A 25,359-nucleotide genomic window follows, 5' to 3' on the forward strand; every position below is an offset into this window, starting at 1 on the left:
AAATTAAATTCTTGACGCAGCTGCGTACTGCTTCAACAAGTCCGGCACATCTAGAATCAATGCAATGTGTCCGTCACTTGTAATTGTCGCGCCTGCCATTCCTGGCGTGCCTTGCAGAAGCTTATCAAGTGGCTTGATCACGACTTCTTCTTGACCGATAAGCGTATCGACAACAAAACCAACTCGTTGGCTACCAAGTTGTACGATAACAACATGGCCGTGCCCTTTACGCAGTTCAACAATACCCGCTTTAGGAGCAAGCCAGTTTTGCAAGTAGAACAACGGAATAGACTTATCGCGAACGATGATCGTTAGCTGACCATCAACCACATTTGTGCGGCTTAAGTCTAGGTGGAAGATCTCGTTAACCGATGCCAATGGCAATGCAAATGGGTGACCCGCAACACCGACCATCAAGGTTGGTAGAATAGCTAGGGTTAGTGGAACCTTGATGGTGATCTTGGTGCCTTGTCCCATTTCTGAATCAATATCAATAGAGCCGTTCAGTGTGTTGATCGCCGTTTTCACAACGTCCATACCTACACCACGACCAGAGATATCCGAGATCTGCTCTTTGCTTGAGAAGCCAGGAGCAAAAATCAGGTTGAAACACTCTTTATTTGATAAACGAGACGCTGCATCTTCATCCATCAGGCCACGTTTGACCGCAATAGCACGAAGCTTATCAGGGTCCATACCGCCACCGTCATCAACGATAGCCAGCTCAATGTGATCACCTTCTTGAGAGGCAGACAGAATCACTTTACCCGTTTGTGATTTACCCGCAGCAACACGGTCGTTCGGCATTTCGATACCATGGTCGACAGAGTTTCTCACCAAGTGAATCAGGGGATCAGCAAGTGCTTCTACCAAGTTTTTATCAAGGTCAGTTTCTTCGCCACGCATTTCAAGAACGATGTCTTTCTTCAAGCTACGCGCAAGGTCACGGACAACTCGTGGGAAGCGACCAAATACTTTCTTGATCGGCTGCATACGAGTCTTCATTACCGCGCCTTGTAGGTCTGCAGTAACAACATCTAAGTTAGAGACAGCTTTCGACATTTCTTCGTCATTGCTGTTTAGGCCAAGACTGACAAGTCGGTTACGCACCAATACCAGTTCACCCACCATGTTCATGATGGTATCCAGTGTTGATGTATCGACACGAACTGTAGCTTCAGCTTGCTGCTTCTTCGCTGGCGCTTTAACTTCAGTTTTTGCTGGAGCACTAGGTTTCGGTTCTTCTTTAACCACAACCGGAGCAGCAGGCTTAGGCGCAGCTTGTGGTGCAACTGCCGCAGACTTCACTTCTGCAGGCTTAGTCGCAGCATCGAGCTCTTCAATCGAAGGTCCGTTACCTGAACCATGCAATTGGTCCAGTAACTTCTCGAACTCTTCGTCAGTCATCAGGTCATCGCCTTCAGACATCGCCGAAACAGGTGCTGCCGGAGGAGGAGGCGTTGAACTTGCCGCTGTCGGGCTGTTACCCGCGCCGTGCAATTCATCCAACAACTTCTCAAATTCGTCATCAGTAATATCACCACTGTCAGCAACAGGCTGAGGTGCAACTGGTGCTGGCGGCGGTGTGGGTGCAGAAGGTGCTGTTGGTGAACCACCTTTACCGTGAAGTTCATCAAGCAGGCGCTCAAACTCGTCTTCAGAGATATCATCCACAGATGAGGCACTGATGCTTGAACTTTCGACAACCGGTTCAGGGGCTGTAACGACAGGCTCTGGGATAACAGGTGCTGGCGCTTCTACTGGTGCAACTTCATCCGCTGATTCTGGTTTGCAGAGGCGGTGAAGTTCATCCAATAAAGCTTGGTCTGCTGGTACTAAAGGCTCCTGATCTTGCACGGCTTGGAACTGTGTATTAACAGTATCTAACGCCTGCAGCATAGTATCCATCAAGCCTGATGTTACGCTGCGCTGACCGTTTCGTAGAATGTCGAACACATTCTCGGCACCATGACAAGTATCCACCAGCTCAGTTAATGCTAAGAAACCAGCACCACCTTTTACTGTATGGAAACCACGGAAAATAGCATTTAATAGGTCTTTGTCGTCAGGGTTATTCTCAAGCTCTACCAGTTGCTCTGATAGAAGTTCAAGGATCTCTCCTGCTTCGACTAAAAAGTCCTGAAGAATATCTTCGTCTAAATCGTAGCTCATACGTTACCTTTAAAATCCAAGACTGGATAACAAATCGTCGACTTCATCCTGAGAAGCAACAGCGTCTTCGCGCTCTTCTGGATTCATGATTGGCCCTTCTGGAGCAATCGATGCTTTCTTCTCTGATTTTGGAGTTGGCTCAGTCTGATTCGCACCAAATACGGTGAGAATCTCAACTAAGCGTCCTTCAACCTCATTCACCAAGGTAATAACTTTGCTAATTATCTGCCCAGTTAAATCTTGGAAATCCTGAGCCATCAAGATTTCAGTCAGTTGTCCACGTAGTTCGGTACTATCGCCCTCTACTTGGACAAGCAATCCATCAATGCGGTGACATAAAGCTTTAAATTGTGCCAGCTCAATGCGGCCATGCATCAGTTCATTCCATTGAGGCCTTACTTGAAGTAAACACTCGTGTAGGTTGTCTGCAATTGGCATACAGCGATCGACAGCGTCCATCGTCTTATTTGCCGCAACTTCCGTTTTATCAATGACATACTGAAGGCGGTCCCTTGCATCGGGGATTTCGTCATTTGCGATAACGCTAATGCGCTCATCGAAATTAAATTGAGTCAAAGAGTCATGGAGGTCGCGAGTCAGACTTCCTATTTCTTGAAGCATTGGATTGTCTTGAAGACTAAAATTATCTTCATAAATGCTTCTAACAAGAGAATCAGCATCTTGCTGCTCATCGTTCTCAAGCAGCTCTACTAATTTTTTTGCTTGTTCTAATGAAATCATCCTGAGTTCGGCCTTACTCCGCATACTTTGTGCGCTTAGGCTATCGAGATAAACAGATAACTTATCAGTCAGCGTTTATCTAGAAGTACCTAAAACTTATTGATGCTTATAAGCGATCAAAAATCTTATCAAGTTTCTCTTTCAGCGTTGCAGCAGTGAAAGGCTTCACAATGTAACCATTAACACCCGCTTGCGCTGCTTCGATGATCTGCTCACGCTTCGCTTCTGCTGTGATCATAAGCACTGGAAGGTGCTTAAGTTCTGCATCTGCGCGAATGTGTTTAAGCAAGTCAATACCTTGCATGCCTGGCATGTTCCAGTCAGTTACCACGAAATCAAATTCGCCTTTTTTCAGCATAGGTAACGCGGTCAAGCCATCGTCTGCTTCTTGAGTGTTGTTGAAACCTAAATCGCGAAGTAGGTTTTTAACAATTCGGCGCATCGTTGAAAAATCATCAACAATGAGAATTTTCATGTTTTTGTTCAAATTAGCCTCCACTGAATAGGATCAGTGTTGTTAGTCGTTCTGTGTCCAAGCACTTAACTTAGTGCGTAAACGCTGCATAGATTGGCTCAGTATTTGGCTGACACGAGATTCGCTGACACCTAGCACTTCCCCAATCTCTTTTAAATTGAGTTCTTCGTCGTAATAAAGCGAAAGCACAAGGCCTTCTCTTTCCGGAAGTTGTTTTATCGAGTCGATCAGAGCTTGGCGGAATGACTCATCAGCAACCCCTTGAAAAGGCGTGTTATCTTGAGAGTCTTCATTCGGAGATATTACATCATCTGAGACGCCTAAATCTTCGATCCCAACCAGTCTTGAGCAATTAATATCAGTTAAAGCACTGTGGTACTGCTCCAAAGTGAGTCCCATATGTTTTGCCACTTCGGCATCACTCGGGTCGCGGTTGAGGATACCCTCTAATTCCGCGATTGCACTGCTGATTTCTCGATTGTTTTTATGAACCGATCTCGGTACCCAGTCCCCGCGGCGAATGTCATCCAACATTGCCCCACGAATCCGAATACCAGCATACGTCTCAAAGCTTGCGCCTTTGGTACCATCATAGTTTTGTTGCGCTTCAATCAAGCCGATCATGCCAGCTTGAATTAAGTCATCAACCAATACATTAGGCGGTAATCGCCCCAACAAGTGATGAGCGATACGTTTAACCAACACAGAATACTTCTCAAAAAAAGCCTGTTGGCTATTGTGATTAGCATGTTGGTCGTAAGTAAGCGCTTTATTCACCAAATGGTTCCTCTATAAATTCAGTACGATTCAGCAGCCTTTCAACAAAGAACTCCAAGTGCCCACTTGGTGTTTTTGGTATTGGCCAGGTCAATGCTTTATTAGCCAAAGAGCTGATTGCCAACGCAGCTGGAGAGCGAGGATACGCATCTACTACGATCTTCTGTCTCTTGACTGATTGACGTACTTTATCATCTAAAGGAATACATGCTACGAGTTCGAGGCTCACATTCAAGAAGCGCTCTGTGACCAAAGTCAACTTTGCAAATAATTCTCGGCCTTCTCGGTAGCTTCTGACCATATTTGCAACAACTTTGAATCGCTGAACTTGGTGCTCTCTGCTCAAAAGCTTAATCAAAGCATATGCATCTGTGATTGAGGTAGGTTCATCACATACCACAACAACCACGTCTTGCGCCGCTCTTGAGAAACTGATCACCATGTCCGAAATTCCGGCAGCGGTATCAACCAACAAGATATCCATCTCGTCTTCAAGCGAACCAAATGCGCGAATCAAACCAGCATGCTGTGCGTGTGAAAGTTCAGTCATGCTTTGTGTGCCCGATGTCGCTGGAATAATTTTAATTCCGTGCGGCCCTTCGACAATCGCATCCTTAAGTTCACATTCGCCAGCCAACACATGCCCAAGGTTTCGTTTAGAACGAATACCCAGCATGATATCGACGTTAGCTAGCCCTAAATCGGCATCTAACACCATGACTTTTTTGCCTTGGCGCGCCATGCAAATAGCCATACCTAACGTCACATTGGATTTACCAACGCCTCCCTTACCACCGGTGACAGCGATAACTTTTGTGAGTGAAGGCTTGGTTAAGCGACGGAGGCCGCTAGCTTGATCATGTATCATATTTTCATTCATATTTATCCGCCGCCTAGAGCCCTTCAGAATCGCTATTCCAGTAATGAGGTTCATTCTCTGTAGATTTTTCTAATAACTCATTAGCCTTAGCAATCATGTACTTTGGCTGAGCTATAACGATATCTTCAGGAACTCGTTGACCATTTGCTATGTAAGCAACTGGTAATGCATTTTGTATTACGACACTGATGAATTCACCAAGACTGAGGGATTCATCCAATTTAGTCATGATGCATCCCGACAACGGGATTCTTCTAAAGTGTTCAATTGTTTCTTGTAGCACTTTGCGTTGTGCAGTTGCTGGCAACACAAGGTAGCTATTGATAACGGAACCACTCTCTTGCATCAATGTGTCTAACTGCTCAGATAGGCGAACATCTCGTTGTCCCATGCCTGCAGTATCGACCAGAATCAGGCGACGATTACGTAACTGATATATTACATCGGCCAGTTCGCTAGAATCTTTAGCAACTCTTACAGGACAACCCATAATTCGACCATAGATCGATAACTGCTCATGTGCACCTATACGATATGTGTCAGTTGTCACTAGTGCGACGTTATCTGCGCCATATTCCATGGCAGCACGTGCAGCTAGCTTTGCAACAGTTGTCGTTTTACCCACACCGGTTGGGCCAAGTAGAGCCACAATACCGCCGCGTTTTAAAATATCTTTCTGAGTGACAGAGATTTGGTCAGCAACCAGTGCTAACAAAGCCTTCCATGCACGCGCTGGTTTGGTATCTTCAGGAATGTAACAAGCCATCTGATCGGCCAGCTCTGCAGAAACACCCATACGCTCAAGGCGCTTAATAAGCATCGCTCTGAGCGGTTCACGACGCTCAACTTCTTGCCACATTAATCCAGATACTTGATGTTCTAACAGACGACGAATTGAGGTCATCTCTTCGCGCATCGTTTCCATTTCAGAATCAGAGCCTTTCGAGTGAGTGTTCTCACGACCGCGATCATAACGAGTAGGATCCAAGCGAGGTGCTGGACGCTCGACTCTGCGGTCTTCAGCAATCAACTTAGACAAACCTGTTTCACGAGCAAATGCTGAATCAAGATTGCCGTGAGACTGTTGGTTACCGTGAGACTGCTGATGGCCATGAGACTGCAGATTGCTTTGAGTCTGATGACTATGAGGGTTATGACCCGTGCTTGATTGGCGATTAAGCAATGCTGACAATGAATCTTCATTTTCAGCACGATGTTGTGGTTCATCCTCGGCGCCATGACTGTATTGTTTTAGCATATTCGCAAAGCGCTTAGTCATTGAGCGTCCACCTTCAGCATTCGACTGCAGGCTAACCTTGTCATCGTCTAGTTGACGTCGCCCTGCAGGAGCTGCGGGCGCGGCCATTTGCGTATATTGGCTTTGTGCAGGCTGCTGAGGTTTATTTAGTCTCTGGCTTGCTGTTGAAGGGCTAGATTCGCCATCAATAGCGGCAACAATTTCCACGCCACCTGCGACCTTTTTGTTAGACATGATCACCGCCTCTGAGCCAAGTTCTTCTTTAACTTGGAGCAGCGCCGTTCGCATATCTTTTGCAAAAAATCGTTTAATTTTCAATTCGATCGTCCGTTCTAATTAGGCGGCTTAATTACCAACAGCTTGTACTATACGTATCTGTTTTTCGTCCGGTATCTCTTGGTAAGACAAGACTCTCAAGCTTGGGATCGTGTTTTTCACGAACTTAGCCAGAGTCGAGCGTAACACACCAGAGGTCAGTAGCACCGCTGGTTCACCTTTCAGCTCCTGCTCTTGCGTAGCGTGGCTGAGGGAGGTCTGTAAACGTTCGGCTAAACCAGGTTCAATACCAGCAGATTCTCCGCCGGATGCCTGCATGGTTTGATGCAAGATTTGTTCCAGCTCAGGAATTAGGGTTATCACTGGCAACTCTGGCTCTATACCATTGATTTCTTGAACAATTAATCGTTTCAATGAGATACGAACCGCCGCAGTAAGTATGTCAGGTTCTTGACTCTTACCTGAATACTCCGACAAAGTTTGGACTATAGTTCGAATGTCACGAATTGGAATAGCTTCATTCAATAGGTTCTGTAGCACTTTCACAACCACACCCAACTGCAATTGATCCGGTACAAAACCTTCCACCAGCTTAGGTGTTGATCGGCTAAGCATCTCAAGTAAGTTCTGAACTTCCTCGTGACCAATAAGCTGTGATGCGTTGTTGGTAAGCAGTTGGCTAAGATGTGTCGCCAATACTGTAGAAGAATCGACAACGGTATAACCTAGAGCTTGTGCGTGTTCACGCTGCTCTTCACGAATCCATACCGCTTCTAATCCAAATGCAGGGTCGATTGTCGCCTCACCATCGATCATACCGTACACTTGGCCCGGGTTAATCGCGAGCTCCATGTCAGGCTTGATCTCAGCTTCACCTACTGCGACACCCATCAGGGTAATTCGGTAGCTGTTTGGTGTCAGCTCTAGGTTATCGCGAATGTGTACCGCTGGGATCAAGAAACCAAAGTCTTGAGACAGCTTCTTACGCACACCTTTAACACGTTCAAGCAGTTCGCCCCCTTGGTCTCTGTCAACCAAAGGAATTAAACGGTAACCCACTTCTAAACCAATAATATCGACAGGTTGAACATCATCCCAAGAAAGCTCCTTCTGAGAGCCTGCTTCTCCATTCGCTTCAACGGTCGCCGGAAGATTAGGTTCTTCCGCCTTCTTTTTGTTTTTCTTATCGATGTAATACGCACCCGCGCCCGCAATAACAGCAAGGCTCAAGAACGAGAAATGTGGCATACCCGGAACAATACCCATGATGCCAAGGATAGCGGCGGTGATCATCAAGGCTTTTGGATTGTCGAACATCTGGAAGACGAGCTGTTGCCCCATGTCTTCATCAGTATTTTGACGCGTTACCATCATTGCAGCTGCTATAGAAAGGAGCAGTGACGGGATTTGTGCAACCAGACCATCACCGATAGTCAGTAGCGTGTAGATTTCGATTGCTTCACCAAAACCAAGGTCAAACTGAGCCATACCAATGCTCAAACCGCCAATGATGTTGATGAACAAGATTAAGATACCAGCGATCGCATCGCCTTTAACAAACTTAGATGCACCGTCCATCGAACCGTAGAAGTCGGCTTCTTTGGTTACTTCAAAACGTCGCAGACGCGCCTGGTCTTGGTCGATCAAACCTGCGTTCAAGTCGGCATCGATTGCCATCTGTTTACCCGGTAACGCATCCAAGGTGAAACGCGCACTTACTTCCGAGATACGACCCGCACCTTTGGTAACAACCATGAAGTTGATGATCATTAGAATCAAGAACACCACTAGACCGACAGCATAGTTACCACCGATAACCACGTTACCGAAGGCTTCAATCACGTTACCAGCAGCGTCACCACCTTCATGACCATGGAGCAATACCACACGTGTTGAAGCAACATTCAAGGCCAATCGAAGCAGAGTCGCAATCAGCAGCACGGTCGGGAATGCAGCGAAGTCTAATGGCCTACGGGTATAAACCGAAACCAATAGCACAACCATAGACAGTGCAATATTAAAGGTGAAGAACATATCCAACAAGAAAGCTGGAATGGGCAACACCACCATAGCAAGCGTGGCAAGTACCATAACAGGCGCACCAATCGCAGGCATGGCACGGTTAGGGATTTTAGGTAGCTTGTCCGCAAAAGGCAGGGAGAATTTCATAAATCTAGACAGTTTCGCTATGTTGTAGCTCTCTGAAGAAGTGGATTAGATCTTAGTCAGGGCTGTTTTGCTATGGGCTTATAATGTTCAGGCTTACTACAGCAAACACTGTACCAACATCTCACGTCAAATTATCGCCATCACCTCAATAAAAAGAAGATTAGCTAGATCGCTATTATCAAGGTTCATCACGCAGAGCTCAAGCAATTGATCTAATGACGTAAATCAGGTGGGATCGGCATATTAGAATCTTGCAGTTTTGGCCTCTCCCCTCCTCGTTTTCGGTACTGCTTAAGCTGGAAAACATATGCAAGTACCTGCGCAACCGCCGTAAACAGACCGTCAGGAATTTGTTGTTCTAGCTCAGTGGTGTGATAAAGCGCCCTCGCCAATGGTGGCGCTGGAACAATATAGATGTCGTTTTCGCGCGCAATTTCTCGGATTTTCATCGCCATGTGGTCGACACCTTTGGCAACCACAATCGGCGCTTTATCTTGATTCTGCTTATAGCGCAATGCCACGGAAAAGTGCTCTGGGTTGGTCACAATCACATCCGCTTGAGGAACATCAGCCATCATTCGACGTTGAGCCGCTTCCCTTTGAAGCATACGAATTCGCCCTTTCACTTCCGGCTTACCTTCAGTATCTTTGAATTCGTCTTTGACTTCTTGTTTGGTCATCTTCAATTGATCGGCGTGTTGCCAGATCTGGAACGGGATATCAATCGCCACCACAATAAGCAGAGAGCAACTGATTAAAAGAATAAAGTTGAGCAAGATATCCAAAGCATGAAAGATATTCTGCGGATAAACATCCATGCTCAGCTGCATTAAATCATGCTGAGAGGCCTGAATCAGATAAATGGCCATGCCTGATACAAGAGCTACTTTCAAAATAGATTTGAGAAGTTCAACCCAACTTTGTAGGCCAAACATACGCTTGATACCACTGAGTGGATTGAGCTTAGACGCCTTTGGCATCGCGGCTTGCATTGAAAAGTTAATCCCACCGACACCCGCCGCACCAATGACTGCTGCAACGAATAAGGTTATCAGGATCAAAAACAGCGGAAACAGCAAATTCACCAGTGCACCACCGGCAATTTCGAAGAGTTTATTGGTATCAAAAATCTCGTCGCGGCTCAGAGAAAACAGACGTTGCATAGCCTCGAACAACGCCTTCGCCATCGATTCGCCAAACCACATTAATGCAATCGCACCTACTATCAGTACCGACGCCGACGCTAGCTCTTTCGACCTTGCAACCTGCCCTTTTTCTTTGGCCTGTTGCAAGCGTTTGGGCGTGGCGTCTTCTGTGCGTTCTTGACCGTCTGACTCTGCCATTTCAGTCTCCTAGCAATCTAACCGGATTAGACGACATATCTGTTGTTCGCCTTGCATCCAGAATAGCTCATAGTGACTATACAAGCCGCCAAGGATGTACCAACAAAGTAACAGACCCACGAGTAGCGCAAATGCAAAACCCAAAGAAAAGATGTTTAACTGAGGTGCAGCACGCGTCATTACACCAAAAGAAAGGTTAATCGTTAGTAGCGCGATAATGCCCGACAACGACATTGCTAATGCCGTTTTGAACATGATACCGAGCCACAACGCGAGTTCTCGAAAATCGACCGAAGTCAGAGAGCCACTGCCAATCGGCAAAGTCTTAAAACTGAACACCACCAACTGCAGCATTTTCAAGTGACCATCGGTCGCCAAAAAAAACATGGTCGCAAGCAACATGAACAACTGACCAAGTACTGGCGTGTTCTGTCCGTTAGCGGGGTCAACCATTGAGGCGAAGCCCAAGCTAGATTGCATACCCAAGATCTGGCCGAGCATGACGAAGGTCTGAATCATAAACTGAGTAACAAAGCCCATGGCAACACCAATCACGATTTGCTCAAACACCGTTAAGAACCCTTGGAAAGAGAGCAGTTCGATCTCTTTGGGAACAGCAGGAATTGCGGGCATCACGGCAAAGGTGATAGCCAAACCTAAATACAGACGAATACGCGGCGACACGAAGCGTGCCCCTGTCACCGTCATCACCATCAGCATCGCTGAGATGCGAGTGTATGGCCAAAAATAATTGGCTAACCACTCTAGTACAAGGCTCGTTGGGTATTCCATATCGGTCTAATACAGAACTTGCGGCAAGCGTTCGATGAGTTCGAAAAAGAACTCCATCATCATCTGGGTCATCCAGTGTGCAAATAGCATCAACGCCAACAAAGTTACTATCAAACGCGGCAGGAAACTCAGTGTTTGTTCATTGATAGAGGTCGCCGCTTGGAATACAGCGACAACTAAACCGATCAGCAGGCTCGGGATGATAATGGCGCAAACCATGATGAGTACCATCCAAAGGGCATCTCGGAACAACTCTACGAATATTTCAGGATTCATTATTCCCCCAGCTACAAGGCAAAACTGCCGGCGAGTGTGGAGAGGATCAAGTTCCAGCCATCAACAAGAACAAACAACATCAACTTAAACGGCAGCGATACAATCATCGGTGACAACATCATCATACCCATGGCCATCAATACCGATGCCACCACCAAGTCGATGATTAGGAACGGTAAGAACAACATAAAGCCGATTTGGAAAGCCGTTTTTAATTCCGATGTGATAAACGCAGGAATCAGAACCGCCATAGAGACATCTTCAGGGTTGGTCACTTCCGCACCAGAGATCTCAACAAAGGTTTCAAGATCTTTGATTCGAGTCTGTTTGAGCATGAAAGACTTGATCGGACCTTGGGCAACATCGAATGCCTGTCGTGCCGATATCTGTTCATTGAGATAAGGTTGAACCGCCTGTTCGTTAACCTGATTGATTACCGGTGACATAATGAAAAAGGTCAAAAATATTGCGATACCAATAATCACTTGGTTAGACGGTGTTTGTTGTAAACCCATCGCCTGACGCAAAATAGACATCACCACCACAATACGGGTGAACGAGGTCATCAAAATCACCATCGCTGGCAAGAAGCCAAGCATGGTCATTAACGCCAAGATCTGAAGGTTTATCGAGTAGTCTTCACCGCCATTAGCATTGGTTGTCATGGTAAAGGCAGGTATGCCGCCACCATTGCCGGTTAAGCTGCCCGTGGTCATGGTTGTCGATTTGGCTTGGTCTTGTTCCATCGTGCTGATGGTTACCGACTCTGAGCCAGCGGTATTCGCCGGAATGACGGTGCCATCTTCAGTCTGTGCAAATACCGACATACTGAATACGAGTGAGCAGAGAAGAGTGAGCTGAACCAACAACACTTTAACCATTCGGAAAGCTCCGTTTTGGCAAACGTAAGATGAGTTCAAAAGTCCGTTACTTGTTTGCATCTTTTTTTATTAGCTGGGAAAGCTGACTTGAAAATGTACTTTTTTCCAGCATCTCCTGAGTAAGAGGTTTATCGAGCTTAGAAATTAGCTGAATAGATTGCGTGGTAATCCCGACTAAGAACTGCTCATCACCCGCTTGAACAATAGCGATGCGTTCTTTAGTACCTACAGGAATTTGCCTAACAATCGCCAAGCCTTGCTGATTCGACATTGCAGGCACTTGCATGCGCTTGAGTAGCCAAGCAATAAATAAGATGAAGGCTATAACGAAAATTAGCGACCCAAAAGTGGTCGCTAAATCGAGAGATGGCGGCGTTGCAGCAAAGGCAATGGAGGGAACAATTAATAGCCCTACTCCCAAGCCCCCTCTTAACAGCTTTGTCATTCCGAGAGAAGAGCTCGCCAGTCTTTGAGACAAAAAGCTCATTAACGCAGCTTCTTAATTCGTTCTGTTTGGCTAATAACGTCAGTCAAACGAATACCAAACTTGTCGTTCACCACAACCACTTCACCATGAGCAATCAAGGTACCGTTGACCATTACGTCCAGTGATTCACCAGCAATTCTATCTAGCTCAACGACCGAACCTTGGTTCAACTGAAGTAAATTACGGATACTGATCTGAGAGCGGCCAACTTCCATTGAGATAGTCACTGGAATATCCATGATGGTATCCAGCTTACGACGCTCATCTTCAGAAATCGGAGATGATGAATCAGTTAGCTCATCAAGTGGTGCCGCAAGCACGTCATCAACATCAATTGACGGTGCTGAAGGATCTTCACCAAGTGCTGCAGCCCATTCGTCTGCTAGCTTTTGATCTTCACTAGGTTCCATTACCAATTCCTATACTTTTATCTATTTTCTATTCGTCATCATCGCTGTTTTCTAGTTCAGACATTAAGTCCTTGCCTAGAAAAGCGAGATCAGTTTTAACCACATGGGGTCTTTGAATTTTTTCAGAAATCTGTACTGCGAGCTTCTCACCAGAGCGCCCCATTTTCACACGATAGGTCGGCAGTTCTTCGACAAACATCGTTGCGTGCTCAGGCATGTTCATTGGAATGACGTCACCGGGGCGCAGCTCCATCAAATCACGCAGAGAAATATCTTGCTCTAGAAGGTTCACACGAAAGTTAACCGGCACATCCATGATTTCATCACGCAGTGCTGTACTCCAACGAACGTCAGTTTCCATTTTGTCTGATTGAACACCCGCATCAAGCAATTCACGGATCGGTTCAACCATTGAATAAGGCATAACCACGTGGAAGTCACCACCACCGCCATCCACCTCAATGTGGAATGAACTCACGACGATCACTTCTGTTGGGCTCACAATGTTCGCCATACTTGGGTTCACTTCAGAATCCAGGTATTCAAACTCAACCCCCATCACTGGAGACCAAGCTTCTTTGTAATCTTCAAAAACAATTTTTAGCAGCAGCTGGATAATACGTCTTTCAGTCGGCGTAAATTCACGGCCTTCAATCTTGGCGTGGAAACGACCATCACCACCAAAAAAGTTCTCTACAAGAATAAAAACAAGACGTGCTTCCATGGTGATCAGCGCCGTACCTTTTAACGGACGGAAACGCACCATGTTTAAACTGGTGGGTACATACAATGTGTTTTGATACTCACCAAACTTCATCATCTGTACGCCGTTGATCGACACTTCAGCCGTTTTACGCAACATATTAAACAAGCTAATCCGCATATGACGTGCGAAGCGCTCGTTAATAAGTTCAAGGGTCGGCATTCGACCACGGACGATTCGATCTTGAGATGAGAAGTCGAAATTGACCGCACTGTCATTCTCGGTTTCTAAGACATCTTCTACGTCTTCAACATCATCAACGCCATGTAACAGCGCATCAATTTCGTCTTGGCTTAATAAATCGGTCACAAATTACCTATTGAATTACGAAGTCAGTGAATAACACTTTTTCAATCACAGGCTGGCCAACAGCTTGAGCCAGACTTGCTTTAATATCTTCAGTCGCCTTGTTTCGCAGTTCAACTCGTCCGGTTGGAGAGCGCAATTGATCGACCGTTGCCGAAGCGAACGTTGCTAGTAGCGTACTTTCTACCAGAGGAGAGTGATAGCGAGCCAAGTCTTCATTCTTGCTGCCTCGTACCATCAGCTGTGCTTTTATCTGCACTAGGCGATCTTTTTTATCACCTGTCACATTGAACAAGAAGGGCTGAGGGATATTAACATACATAACGGGCTCTGCAGCGACCACAGCAGTGGCTGGCTGAGACTGAGATTCAGAGGCACTATCATCGGAGCCTAAGAAAAAGAACAGCGCACCACCGATACCAAGCAGTAAAACGACTACCGCTATAATGATGATGAGGAGCTTACTCTTCCCTTTAGGTGCATCTTGTTCTTCGGCCATATCTTACTCTAACTTCCTGTTCTTTCTATTAACTAACGGTTCTTTCTATTAACTGATGTTTTTATTAACTTAGTCTTCTTAGCCTGATACTAGGCATAATAACTAATTCCATCACGCTTTGATGAGACATTCAATTCAAGATTGCTGCCACTATCAAGGTTTTCGTCACCTTGACCATCATTTGTGCGGTTAGCGCCGGATTGTTGCTCACCACTGTTGTACCTCTCCTGCCCCTGACCAGAGTTCTGTTGTTGAACTGACGAATCAGCAAGCTGCATCCCTTGTTGAGCCAACATCTCTCTCAACCGAGGTAAGGTTTGTTCAATCACATCTCTCGCCTGCTGATTGCTCACAGTAAAGTGCACGTTTGCCACGTCATTATTCATGGTCATTCGAATTTTCATTTGACCCAGCTCTGGTGGGTCGAGGCGGATGTCCAAGTTCTTAAGGTTCTTAGACATCATCATTTGTACTTTTTCCGCTACCTGCTCGTTCGCGAGTTCTTTAGTAAGCTGCAAAGGCGCTTGTTGAGCAGCTTGAATTTCAGCTCGAGTTGGCGCAGAACCCGCGGTGGCAGCGCCTTGAACACCCGCAGCAGAAGCGATCTGCTGAGCAAAGGTCGAATCTTTAGAATCTTCCTTAGCACTCGCTTTTCCAAGACCAGACAGTGCCGCTGCACCAGCTCCGGCTTTAAGTAACATGTCCGTTGAACCTGCTTTGGTCGCGGCAGGCGCAGCATTCATCGCCACCCCTTGTGCAGTTAAAGCAGGGTCTAACGCAGCTTGCTGTTGAGGTGAAGAAAGATTGGCTTGTTGAGCCGCTGCCTGTTGGGCCGCGTGCGCATTATTGGCGTGCAGCATTGCCGCCTTATCCGTAAGAGCATTGTTTGCTGATTGAGAAGCGGCCTGCGCTGACACTTGTTGTGCCGCCGTCGCTACAGCTGCTGTTGATGCTGCCGCAGCTAAGGCTTTAGTTTCGCTTGAATCCGTATTATCCCAATCGATAGCAGCGGGTTCACCAGACGCACTGTTCGCAGCCGGAGCTTGACTTAGCAGAGCTGTTGCTTGTTGTTGAACGTTTGCGAGCTGTTGATTCAACAGGTCTAGGTTAGAGGTCGCTTTAGCCAAAGCGGCTTGCTCATCAACCGTCAACTTAGCACCACTTTGTTGCTTGTGAAGCAAGCTATCGACAACAGACTGCTCTGATTCGATTTGTCCATTCAATTGGTTTAGCGCTTTGGTATGGGCATCTACTTGCTTTGCCAGTTCAATATCCGCGGCTGACAATGCTTGACTCTGATCGGCAGCAACCGCACTAGCTGCATTCTTTTGGCTCAGCTCTCGGCTCATACTGGCTTCAATTTGTTCTGGAGTGACGCCTTTATCCATCAACTGTCGGATTTCATCATCAGTCAGCTGAGAAACACCCTTACCTCCGGTAAGTACAGCGATTTCAGAATCAACTTCTAGCGCACTACCTTGATTCGCTGCATTGGCTTGGCTCACTTGCTTACCCGCTTCACCTGCAACTGAAAGACCAGCAACTGAAGCTCCTGGGATATTACCTTGAGCTTGGTTGAACTGAGACTGTTGTGGCAAGGCTTTGCCGTTCGGAGTCTGATTCAGCGTTTTATTTGCCTCATCCAACTGGCCAAGCAACTTATTACCTTCATTCATCGCGGCACTTGCTTGCGATGCCTGCTTAGACTCATCTACCGCAGATGAAGCCTGCTCTTGGGGTTGAGCAACCTGTTCTTTCGAATCGTTAGTCGTAGCCTGCGCGTCTTTACCAACCGCCTTATCTGCGACATTGTTATCAGCGACAGTGCTATCAGCGCTCGAATGGGCTTTGAGCTGAGCCGCGGAATCAGACGCTGCCTCTGTAGATGTTTTATCTGTGGCTTTGTCACCCTCTACTCCTGAAGCTGCTTGCTTGCTTTGCGCTTCGCTCACTTCCTCAGTAGCCTTTGATTCGGCTGAATCACCTTTATCCGCTTCAGCTGACGCTTCACCTTCGGTAGAGGCCTGTTTAGCATCAGATTTTGTGGTGCTTTCTGAGTCTTTTACTGCAGCTTTACTGTCACTTTCTTCAAAGCCGAGCGCTTCCTTAAAGGATTCAAAGAAACCTTTAGAGTCTCCGGTTTCTTCTACCTTGGAAGAGGCAGAACCGGTGTCCAACAACGATGACGTTTTGTTGGCCGCTGAATTTGAGGAAAGACTAACATTCATATATACGAGCTCTATCTACTAGCTTTGCTGCCATGAATCAGACAACAAAAAGAAAGTCGGTGCTTTTATGCCTTTGGTGGGCATAACGCGCAATTTTATATAAACCGGAGCAAGAAACATGCCTATAAGTTCTGTTCTCACAATATCGAGAGCAGCACCTGCGTCATTCGTGGCTTAGGATCACATCTTTTTTCGGCTGTATAACAGCGTCGAGAACTCATCCATTTGCTTTTGCTCTCTTAGGTCTTGCAACTTTGCTTTTTCTTTTTGCTTTTTCTCCATCAACCACTCGTAGGATTTACGTTTTTTTCGTAACTCCATCCAGTAGTTTTGGCAATTGTCGACTTGATTTTTAAAGTGGTGCTCGGCTTCTCGCTGCTTGGATAATGTTTCATCTAACTGGGTTAAGAAACGATTCAAGTGACCATATTGACTCGCCGTTAAGCCAGCCTTACCACGGTCGACAAGCTGCTGGCAGTAATCAAGTCGATACTTTTCAATCTGCGCAACCTGCTCATAGTAACCTTGCAGCTCAGAGTTCGCTTTGTTAAGCGCAAGTACGGCTTGGTTCTCTTGATCTTTAGCTTGATCGAGCAAAAATTCTAATGCGTTATCCATGACTAACCTTATTCACTCGTTAGCCACCCAATACATGCTTCAACATGTTGACACACATGTCGTACGGGACAGTTTCTTTCATCTTCTGTTGCAAGTATTCGTCCAATTTCGGCTTCAAAGTGAAGGCACTATCAATTGCAGGGTCAGTTCCTGGCTTATAAGCACCAATCGAAACCAAATCTTGGTTTTTACGACAAATAGACAGCACTTGCCTTACCGCTTTCGACATCAAAACATGTTCTTCAGTGGTAATTTGCGGCATAACACGACTGACGGATTTCTCGACATCGATCGCAGGGTAATGACCCGCATCGGCCATCTCACGCGACAATACAACGTGACCATCGAGAATCGCTCGCGACGCATCCGCAATCGGATCTTGTAAGTCATCGCCTTCGGTTAACACGGTAAAGAAAGCCGTGATAGAGCCTTGTTCATCGTTGCCGTTACCCGCACGTTCCACCAGCGCAGGAAGCTTGGCGAATACTGATGGCGGATAACCTTTGGTTGCTGGCGGCTCACCCACAGACAGAGCAATTTCACGTTGAGCCTGAGCAAAACGGGTCAATGAGTCCATCAACAACAGAACATCTAAGCCTTGGTCTCGGAAATACTCGGCGACGGCCAGTGCGGTTTGGCAGCCTTTCAGTCGCATCAATGGCGATGAATCAGCAGGAGCCGCGACCACTACAGATCGCTTACGACCATCCTCTCCAAGAATCTCTTCAATAAATTCTTTAACTTCTCGTCCACGCTCACCGATTAGGCCTACGACCACTACTTGCGCAGTTGTGCCTCGAGTCATCATGCCCAGAGTTACGGATTTACCGACACCAGAACCTGCGAACAGACCGATACGCTGTCCTTTACCCACGGTTAACAATCCATTAATGGCTTTTAACCCAACATCAAGGGGTTCAGAAATCGGTTTGCGTGCTAACGGGTTGATTGGCTCAGCATTGAATGAAGCACGTTGCTCGGTATAGATTGGACCTAGGCCGTCGAGTGGATTACCGACGCCGTCGATCACTCGACCAAGCAGTTCCATTCCGACAGGGATACCACTTTCGGTGGTCATTGGCGTGACGCGAGCGCCAGGTAAGATCCCGGTGATTTGTTCGCTCGGCATCAAGAATAGATTATCGCCAGAGAAACCGACAACTTCGGCTTCCATCTGACCAGACATAGTTTCAACTAAACACAAACTGCCGATTGGTGCTTTACAGCCAGTCGCTTCAAGCGTTAAGCCAACAACACGGACTAACTTACCAGATGCAATTGGTCGCGATTTTAGCCCTTCGACTTTGTACTGACTGAGACGGTTCGCTAACTCAAGCATTACTCATGACCTTGGTGACGGTTTGCGCCGCAGAAGTTTTGAATGACGTTTTTCACGCGATCTTCCATGCGGTAGTTAACGCTCGACTCACCCGCTTCGATTTGTACATCACCACGATTAAGTGCGGGCTCCGCAACTAACGTCCAATTACGGCAATCCAATTCTGTTTCACCATATGCAGAGCGAATGATCGCCACATCTTCCGGGTTAAGCTTCAATGTAATTGCATGACCAGAAATTGGCAGGGACTCTACCGACTCTTTGACGGTATCTAATATGATTTGTGGATTGGTTTGCACTTCAACATGAACCACTTCTTTGACCATGGTCAGTACCATGTCTACCAGCTGCTTCTCAACCTGAGCATTCATCAGCTCTAGTGGCTGAGCAAACTGGTTGGCAAGCCCCATAAAGATGGCCACTTGTTGCTGAATGTACTCTTGGCCAGCGGTCACGCCTTCAAGCTTACCAGCTTGATTGCCTTCTTCATGGCCAGCGGCAAACCCTTCTTCTTTGCCTTTTTCGTAACCTTGTTTAAAACCAGCCTCTTGCCCTTGATGAAGGCCTTCCTGATAAGCACCTTGTTTGATCAGCTCGATCTGCTCTTCAGTTAGAACCAGCTCTTCATCTTCAATGGCTTCTTCAACCGTTGGCATCCAACCAGGATCGTAGTTAAAGGCCGTTTCTTTGGCTTGTTTATTCACATCAGAGGTATAGTCAGGTAGCCCCCATTTCTGAGGTTGGGCAACCGTATTATCTTCTTCAGGGCGAAGGAAGCCGCGTTTTCTATCACCTGACATATCAGTACCTATCTATGAGTGCATCCAACTGCATTGTAAATTCAAACAGTTAAACGGAGTTAATCTGTGGTTCGAGATTGGATAAAGAAAAGCCCCAACAGTGTGGGGCTTTTGAGGTTTCTGTATTAAAGGAACTCGTCGGCGCCACCAGACAGCATAATCTCGCCACTGTCTGCCATCTTCCTCGCAATACCCAAAATCTCTTTCTGAGCCGCTTCCACATCAGAGACTTTCACTGGCGGCATCGCCTCAATATCGTCTCTCATCATATCGGCAGCACGTTTAGACATATTCTTGAAGATCTTCTCGCGTAGACCATCATCAGCACCTTTAAGCGCTTTCTGTAGAATGTCTTGTGGAACATCACGCAGCAGTCGCTGAACACCTTGGTCATCAACTTCAATTAGGTTTTCAAAGACAAACATAAGATCTTGAATCTGGGTTGCCATGTCTTCGTCTTGATCTCGGATTTGATCCATCAAGACACCTTCTACGTTGTTGTCCATGTAGTTCATGATCTCAGCCGCAGCTTTCAGGCCACCAATTTTGGCAGCTTGAGCACCCGCTTGACCCGCAAACTGTTTCTCCATGATTTCGTTCAGTTCAGCAAGAGCTGACGGTTGAACTTCTTCAAGGTTCGCAATACGCATCATTAGATCCAGACGAACACGCTCTGGGAACTGTGACAGAATCTCAGCCGATTGATCGGCATCGAGATACGACAAAACAATCGTTTGAATTTGAGGGTGTTCGTTGATGATGATACTCGCCACCTGACGAGGATCCATCCACTTAAGCGAATCCAAACCTTTCGAACCTGTGCCGAGAAGGATTTGATCGACAAGGTTATTCGCCTTGTCTTCACCCAGAGCAGCCACCAATGCGTTACGCATAAAGTCTTCGCTGCCCATACCAATGTTGGTGTACTTCTGAATATCATCTAAGAAAGCACGGTGCACTGCGCCGACTTTCTCTTGAGATAAATCCGTAGCTCGCGCCATCGCACTACCGACACGCTGAACCTGCTTTGGCTCTAGGTGACGAATAATACCAGCAGCGTCTTCTTCGTTTAAACTGAGCAACAAGATCGCAGCGCGCTCATCGCCTGAGATAGAGCCGATATCCACGCTAGAGACATCAAGCACTTCACCGCCTTCAGTTTGTTGTGGAACTATTTCGTTAGCCATCTACCATCCAATTCTTAACTACTTGAGCTGCTAGCTCTGGTTCATTCGCTACAAGTGCACGTACTGCTTTCAGCACGTCCTCGTCTTTATGAAGGTTTGGCAAGTCAATGCTTGAACCAAATTCAAACAGCTCACCACCTTCAATATCACCACCAATTAAGCTGGTTTCGCCGTCGACACCAATTGGCATGCCATCAGGGCCGTACATTTGATCATCATTGTCAGCTGCAGGATTAAGCAGTTTCTTCATTGCAGGGCGAACAAGTACTAATACCACCACAATAATAACCAAGGCACTCGCAAACCAACGAACCCAATCATTAAAGTTTGGATGCTCCCAGATAGGCACATCTGCCACAACATCTGTCACTTGTGGTGCGAACTGCATGCTTAACACGTTCAGTAAATCACCGCGGCTTTCATCAAATCCAACAGTACCAATCAATACCTGACGAATCGCGTTGATTTCGCTGGCAGGGATTGGAGTATGAACCACTTCGCCCGTATCTGGGTTCAACGATTGACGGTCTTTGATCGCTACCGATACCGTCTGGCGATTCACCGTGCCACTCTGTTTACGTTCATGGCTGATGGTGGTGTCTAACTCAAAGTTTCGGGTCGCTTCTTTGTGAACCGAGCCTTGCCCCGTCATTGCGCCGTCTTTCATCTGAGCAACATCTTGTGGGATTGAGGCATCAGCAGGTGGCTGATTACTCAAAGCTCCAGGAATACCCGCCACAGTATTACCGTTGTTGTAATCTTCTAAGGTGTATTCACTTCGAGTCGCAGGTGTATTCGGATCAAAACGCTTTCGGGTTTGTTCCACTGCACTGAAGTCGAGCTGAATATCAACCTGAGCGGTATAGTTACCAAACCCAAGAATAGGAATCAGAATAGAATCAATTTTTTCACGTAGAGCCTGTTCTTGATTGCGCTCTAACTCGTGTTCTTTACGACGCGCTGCAGACATTGGGTCTTGAGAGCCTGAGCTCAACAATCGACCATGCTGATCGGTTACCGTAATACGTGAGGTTTTCATTCCCGGAACGGCACTAGCGACCATATCAACAACAGAATCGACTTCTTGTTGCTTAAGATTGTTGCCCGTTTTAAGGGTTAGGAATACGGAAGCGGAGGCTTCTTGATTGTGACGCACAAACACGCTTTGCTTCGGCAACGCCAGTAAAACCTGAGCTTTACGCACCTGTTTCATCTGCTCAATCGCTTTGGCAAGCTGTCTTTCACGGCTTAATTTAAGGCGTTCTTGTTCTAAACGTTGTGATACACCAAAGCCCATGTCTTGCATGAGGATGTCATCACCCGCGTTTCGCTCTTGGTTCAAACCCGCTCGTACCATATTAAGCTTCAATGAGTTGTACTCACTCGCCGGTACTGAGATGGTATTGCCTTCAAGCGTGTACTCGATCTTTTGCAGATCCAAGTAATCAAGAACGGGGATCAATTCTTCTGTTTCGTAAGCCCCTAGTGGACGCATTTCTGGCTCTTTCACCCAGAAAAACAGCATCACAATCAGCGCTACACAGATAGAGATAGAAAGGACTAATACGACCTGACGGAGTAAATCGAGATCACCGACAGCCATATCGAACTTCGATGAACTGCGTTCACCTAGATCGGGATTTTGCCCTTCTCCGTCTAGCTCAGAGCCTGCAATAAGTGCGTGGTCGTTGCTATCGCTTACGGTTAAATCTGTTGTTTGACTATTATCTGCCACTATTTAACTACCCAACTTATACCGGCATATTCATCAGCTCTTTGTACGATTCGACCAATTTATTTCTAATTTGGATCGTCGCCTCAAAAGCCACGCTAGATTTATTACGAGCAATCATCACGTCCGATAGGGATACGCTTTGGTCGCCACTATCAAAACGAGCTTGAAGATCACCAGAGGTCTTTTGTAATGAGTTCACATTATTGATGGCATTAGTCAGCATGTTGCCAAAATCTGCACCGACCGCTTGCCCCGTTGCTGCGGGACGCGCGCTGGCAGCTTCGACCATCATCGCCTGCATTTCGCCTTGTAAACCATCTATTCTCATCTACTACCTCAGGAGTCAAAATTATGACCATCTATTTAGCTGTATTATTGACAGAGCAATTAGCGTGCCACACATTAAATTGACTAGATATCGTATTACACTAGTCAGAAAGCTGACACTACTAATCTATCCTCAGTTTGGGATATCTATTCCAGCATCGCGCATTTTCGCCAGCTTGTAACGCAATGTACGAGGGCTAATCCCCAGTTTTTCAGCCATATCTTTGCGTCGGCCATTACATGCTATCAGGGTTTCAAGAATGATCGCATACTCTTGATCTCTAAGCTCATTACCTAACCCCTCGCTGCTAGCCGCGATTTTATTAATTGGGTTTGCTTCGGCAATAGGCTTGATTTCTGGCGCAGCAACATCACTGCCTTCGACGATTTGTTGTAGGCTGCTTGCGTCTTGCCAATCAACACCTTCAAGAAGGATGTGCTCGCCAGAGATGTTCTCTTGTTCGCTCAATATTAACGCACGCTGTACCACATTGTCTAATTCACGAACATTTCCCGGCCACGGATAATTGACGAGTTTACTGATCGCTTGTGCCGACATCACTGGCACTGGCATACCAAGCTTGGTGCAGTGGCGCTCAACTAAGTGCTTGGCCAAAGGCTCAATATCACCTTTACGCTCGCAAAGCGGAGGCCAAGAAATTGGGAATACATTCAGGCGATAGTATAAATCTTCACGAAAGTTCCCTTCAGAAACATACTGTTTTAGATCACGGTTACTGGTCGCTAATACGCGGACGTCTAATTTGATGCTCTTGCGGCTACCTAACCGCTCAACTTCGCGTTCTTGCAATACACGCAGTAGTTTGGCTTGTAGGCTAAGATCCATTTCACTGATCTCATCCAACAAAATAGTGCCGCCCTGCGCTTGCTCGAATTTCCCTGGGCAAGCTTGGATCGCGCCAGTAAATGCGCCTTTTTCATAACCAAACAGCGTCGCTTCTAACATGTTGTCTGGGATCGCCGCGCAGTTAATCGCGACAAACGGGCCATCTTTTCGGCTAGAGGCATTGTGAATGTAACGAGACATCACTTCTTTACCAGAACCACTTGGGCCTAATACCATGACGTTGGCATCGGTTTTAGCCACCTTATCAGCCAACATCATTAACTTGATGCTTTTCTCATCGGCAACGATAGCATCGCCATTATCATCCGATTTTACGGGAGCATAACGGCTCACCATATTTAGCAGAACTTCAGGCGCAAATGGCTTTGCCATATAGTCTATGGCGCCCTCTTTCATTGCAGCAACGGCATCTTCGATGTTGGCATAAGCTGTCATCAACAGCACAGGCAAATTTGGCCAATGCTGCTTGATATTTCTCAATAGTGCCAAACCACCCATGCCTGCCATCTGAACATCAGATACGACAATATCAACGGAGTTAGACTTTAATTTGACCAGAGCATCTTCCGCACAATCCGCTTCCAGCCATTCATAGCCAGCAAGCGCGAGCGTGTCGACAAGGGCTTCGCGTAGACCTTCATCATCTTCGACGATTAACACTTTGCTTTGAGCCATAGGATTCTCCAGTGTAAATTCAGTTAAAACTTATTCGTTTTCAGAAGAAGCGCTTCTTTCCAGCGGCAAGCACATGGTAAAGCATGCGCCGTCCCCTTCTTCTGATATCAATTCAAGTCGGCCTTCATGTGCACGACATACCATTTGTACAACCGCTAAGCCTAGACCTGTACCTTGCGAACGAGTGGTAAAGAAGGGTTCCATGATTTTACCTTGAAGCTCTTTCGGTACGCCCGGCCCACTGTCTTGCACTGATATCTTAAGTTCGCCGTTTACGGGTCTAAAAAAAACATCAATCTGCGATTCTTTACCCGCTATTTGAACCGCGTTCAAAACCAAGTTACTTAACGCTGAAGCGATGGCGTTGGCGTTGCCAAACATTTGAGTCTGTTCGCCCTCAACTTCCTGGCAATAATCAATCTGACTGGTTTTCAATGCCGCTTCCACCATAGGGTGAAATTCGGTAATCAATTCAGCCACGGTAAAAGGTTTCACCACCTTATTATCGCCACCTTTGGCAAACAACAACATGTCATTCACTTGCTTCTCTAAGTCATGCAATCTATCCATAAGCTTAGATTGAAAACGCGTTTTTGTTGCCGGCGGCAGATTCGGCGCGGCAAGGTTTGATGCATACAGCATCGCACTAGATAACGGCGTACGAACCTGATGAGCAAGCGAAGCCACCATTCGACCTAACGAAGACAAGCGTTGAAGATCACTCACTCGAGACTGCAATAGACGAGTTTCTGTCAGGTCAGTAATCAAAATTAGCTGACCTGTAGTAGAGGCTGAAATGGCCAAACGTACCTTTCGACCGTTCTTTAATGAGATCTCATGACCATCATCGTCTTTTGGGTCGAAGGCACTTTGAATCACTGAAAACCACTTCTCACCAACCAACTCAACCCCAAGGATACGGTGCGCTTCAGGGTTCGCTTCTCTCACTTCGCCATGAGTATCTAACAAGATAACCCCTGCAGGCATTACATCGAGTACTTGCTTATAGCGTTCAACCTGCTGCTCAACAGAATCTAGGTGTGATTGATTTTCTGGTTCGTTCGATACGTGCATGTC

The 25,359-nt window shown here is 46.6% G+C and carries 24 protein-coding genes; all 24 read right to left on the bottom strand.

Going from position 1 to position 25,359, the window contains the following annotated elements; all coding sequences use genetic code 11:
• Positions 1–3: 3 nt before the first annotated feature.
• On the bottom strand, positions 4–2,172 hold the full coding sequence (locus CWO27_RS17610) for a chemotaxis protein CheA (RefSeq protein WP_107899305.1): 2,169 nt from the start codon (positions 2,170–2,172) through the stop codon (positions 4–6).
• Positions 2,173–2,181: 9 nt separating this feature from the next.
• The gene (locus tag CWO27_RS17615; RefSeq protein ID WP_048661507.1) at positions 2,182–2,913 is read right to left on the bottom strand and encodes a protein phosphatase CheZ; all 732 of its coding nucleotides are present in this window, start codon (positions 2,911–2,913) and stop codon (positions 2,182–2,184) included.
• Between the two features lie 106 nt (positions 2,914–3,019).
• Positions 3,020–3,388, bottom strand: coding sequence for a chemotaxis response regulator CheY (gene cheY / locus CWO27_RS17620; RefSeq protein ID WP_016767062.1), 369 nt, complete (start codon positions 3,386–3,388; stop codon positions 3,020–3,022).
• 42 nt (positions 3,389–3,430) lie between these two features.
• Entirely contained in the window at positions 3,431–4,165 is a 735-nt protein-coding gene (locus CWO27_RS17625; protein WP_048661508.1) for an RNA polymerase sigma factor FliA, read from the bottom strand.
• Positions 4,158–5,045, bottom strand: coding sequence for a MinD/ParA family protein (locus tag CWO27_RS17630; RefSeq protein ID WP_048661509.1), 888 nt, complete (start codon positions 5,043–5,045; stop codon positions 4,158–4,160). The genes CWO27_RS17625 and CWO27_RS17630 overlap by 8 nt, the downstream gene beginning before the upstream one ends.
• 13 nt (positions 5,046–5,058) lie before the next feature.
• Positions 5,059–6,621 (bottom strand): flagellar biosynthesis protein FlhF, encoded by a 1,563-nt coding sequence (flhF, locus tag CWO27_RS17635; RefSeq protein ID WP_048661510.1) that lies wholly within the window; start codon positions 6,619–6,621, stop codon positions 5,059–5,061.
• Positions 6,622–6,648: 27 nt separating this feature from the next.
• Positions 6,649–8,748, bottom strand: coding sequence for a flagellar biosynthesis protein FlhA (flhA, locus tag CWO27_RS17640; protein WP_048661511.1), 2,100 nt, complete (start codon positions 8,746–8,748; stop codon positions 6,649–6,651).
• Between the two features lie 212 nt (positions 8,749–8,960).
• Positions 8,961–10,091: a flagellar biosynthesis protein FlhB gene (gene flhB, locus CWO27_RS17645; RefSeq protein WP_048661512.1), complete on the bottom strand. Its 1,131-nt coding sequence runs from the start codon at positions 10,089–10,091 to the stop codon at positions 8,961–8,963.
• Positions 10,092–10,100: 9 nt separating this feature from the next.
• On the bottom strand, positions 10,101–10,883 hold the full coding sequence (fliR, locus tag CWO27_RS17650) for a flagellar biosynthetic protein FliR (protein ID WP_017060672.1): 783 nt from the start codon (positions 10,881–10,883) through the stop codon (positions 10,101–10,103).
• Positions 10,884–10,889: 6 nt separating this feature from the next.
• Entirely contained in the window at positions 10,890–11,159 is a 270-nt protein-coding gene (gene fliQ, locus CWO27_RS17655) for a flagellar biosynthesis protein FliQ (protein WP_029235191.1), read from the bottom strand.
• Positions 11,160–11,170: 11 nt separating this feature from the next.
• A complete protein-coding gene (fliP, locus tag CWO27_RS17660) occupies positions 11,171–12,100 on the bottom strand; it encodes a flagellar type III secretion system pore protein FliP (protein ID WP_170960824.1) in 930 nt (309 codons plus the stop codon).
• Positions 12,087–12,527: a flagellar biosynthetic protein FliO gene (gene fliO / locus CWO27_RS17665; protein WP_048664311.1), complete on the bottom strand. Its 441-nt coding sequence runs from the start codon at positions 12,525–12,527 to the stop codon at positions 12,087–12,089. The genes fliP and fliO overlap by 14 nt, the downstream gene beginning before the upstream one ends.
• The gene (gene fliN / locus CWO27_RS17670; RefSeq protein WP_004739851.1) at positions 12,527–12,937 is read right to left on the bottom strand and encodes a flagellar motor switch protein FliN; all 411 of its coding nucleotides are present in this window, start codon (positions 12,935–12,937) and stop codon (positions 12,527–12,529) included. Before fliN ends, fliO begins: the two co-directional genes overlap by 1 nt.
• Before the next feature lie 28 nt (positions 12,938–12,965).
• The gene (gene fliM, locus CWO27_RS17675; RefSeq protein WP_048661515.1) at positions 12,966–14,009 is read right to left on the bottom strand and encodes a flagellar motor switch protein FliM; all 1,044 of its coding nucleotides are present in this window, start codon (positions 14,007–14,009) and stop codon (positions 12,966–12,968) included.
• A 7-nt stretch (positions 14,010–14,016) separates the two neighbouring features.
• Entirely contained in the window at positions 14,017–14,505 is a 489-nt protein-coding gene (gene fliL / locus CWO27_RS17680; protein WP_107899306.1) for a flagellar basal body-associated protein FliL, read from the bottom strand.
• An 89-nt stretch (positions 14,506–14,594) separates the two neighbouring features.
• Positions 14,595–16,733, bottom strand: coding sequence for a flagellar hook-length control protein FliK (locus CWO27_RS17685; RefSeq protein WP_107899307.1), 2,139 nt, complete (start codon positions 16,731–16,733; stop codon positions 14,595–14,597).
• Positions 16,734–16,913: 180 nt separating this feature from the next.
• Entirely contained in the window at positions 16,914–17,351 is a 438-nt protein-coding gene (gene fliJ / locus CWO27_RS17690; protein WP_107899308.1) for a flagellar export protein FliJ, read from the bottom strand.
• Positions 17,352–17,370: 19 nt separating this feature from the next.
• On the bottom strand, positions 17,371–18,690 hold the full coding sequence (fliI, locus tag CWO27_RS17695; protein ID WP_017060680.1) for a flagellar protein export ATPase FliI: 1,320 nt from the start codon (positions 18,688–18,690) through the stop codon (positions 17,371–17,373).
• Positions 18,690–19,490 (bottom strand): flagellar assembly protein FliH, encoded by an 801-nt coding sequence (gene fliH / locus CWO27_RS17700; protein WP_048661519.1) that lies wholly within the window; start codon positions 19,488–19,490, stop codon positions 18,690–18,692. Before fliH ends, fliI begins: the two co-directional genes overlap by 1 nt.
• A 125-nt stretch (positions 19,491–19,615) precedes the next feature.
• Positions 19,616–20,677 carry a flagellar motor switch protein FliG gene (gene fliG / locus CWO27_RS17705; RefSeq protein ID WP_048661520.1) on the bottom strand — a complete coding sequence of 354 codons (1,062 nt, stop codon included), beginning with the start codon at positions 20,675–20,677 and terminating at the stop codon, positions 19,616–19,618.
• Positions 20,670–22,412, bottom strand: coding sequence for a flagellar basal-body MS-ring/collar protein FliF (gene fliF / locus CWO27_RS17710; RefSeq protein WP_048664320.1), 1,743 nt, complete (start codon positions 22,410–22,412; stop codon positions 20,670–20,672). Before fliF ends, fliG begins: the two co-directional genes overlap by 8 nt.
• 16 nt (positions 22,413–22,428) lie before the next feature.
• Positions 22,429–22,740, bottom strand: coding sequence for a flagellar hook-basal body complex protein FliE (gene fliE, locus CWO27_RS17715; protein ID WP_017060684.1), 312 nt, complete (start codon positions 22,738–22,740; stop codon positions 22,429–22,431).
• 132 nt (positions 22,741–22,872) lie between these two features.
• Complete coding sequence (locus tag CWO27_RS17720; protein WP_017060685.1) at positions 22,873–24,282, bottom strand: sigma-54-dependent transcriptional regulator; 1,410 nt, start codon at positions 24,280–24,282, stop codon at positions 22,873–22,875.
• A 30-nt stretch (positions 24,283–24,312) separates the two neighbouring features.
• Positions 24,313–25,356: a sensor histidine kinase gene (locus CWO27_RS17725; RefSeq protein ID WP_048661522.1), complete on the bottom strand. Its 1,044-nt coding sequence runs from the start codon at positions 25,354–25,356 to the stop codon at positions 24,313–24,315.
• Positions 25,357–25,359: the final 3 nt, after the last annotated feature.

The organism is Vibrio sp. 10N.286.51.C3 (genome assembly GCF_003050065.1).
Taxonomy (GTDB): Bacteria; Pseudomonadota; Gammaproteobacteria; order Enterobacterales; family Vibrionaceae; genus Vibrio; species Vibrio crassostreae.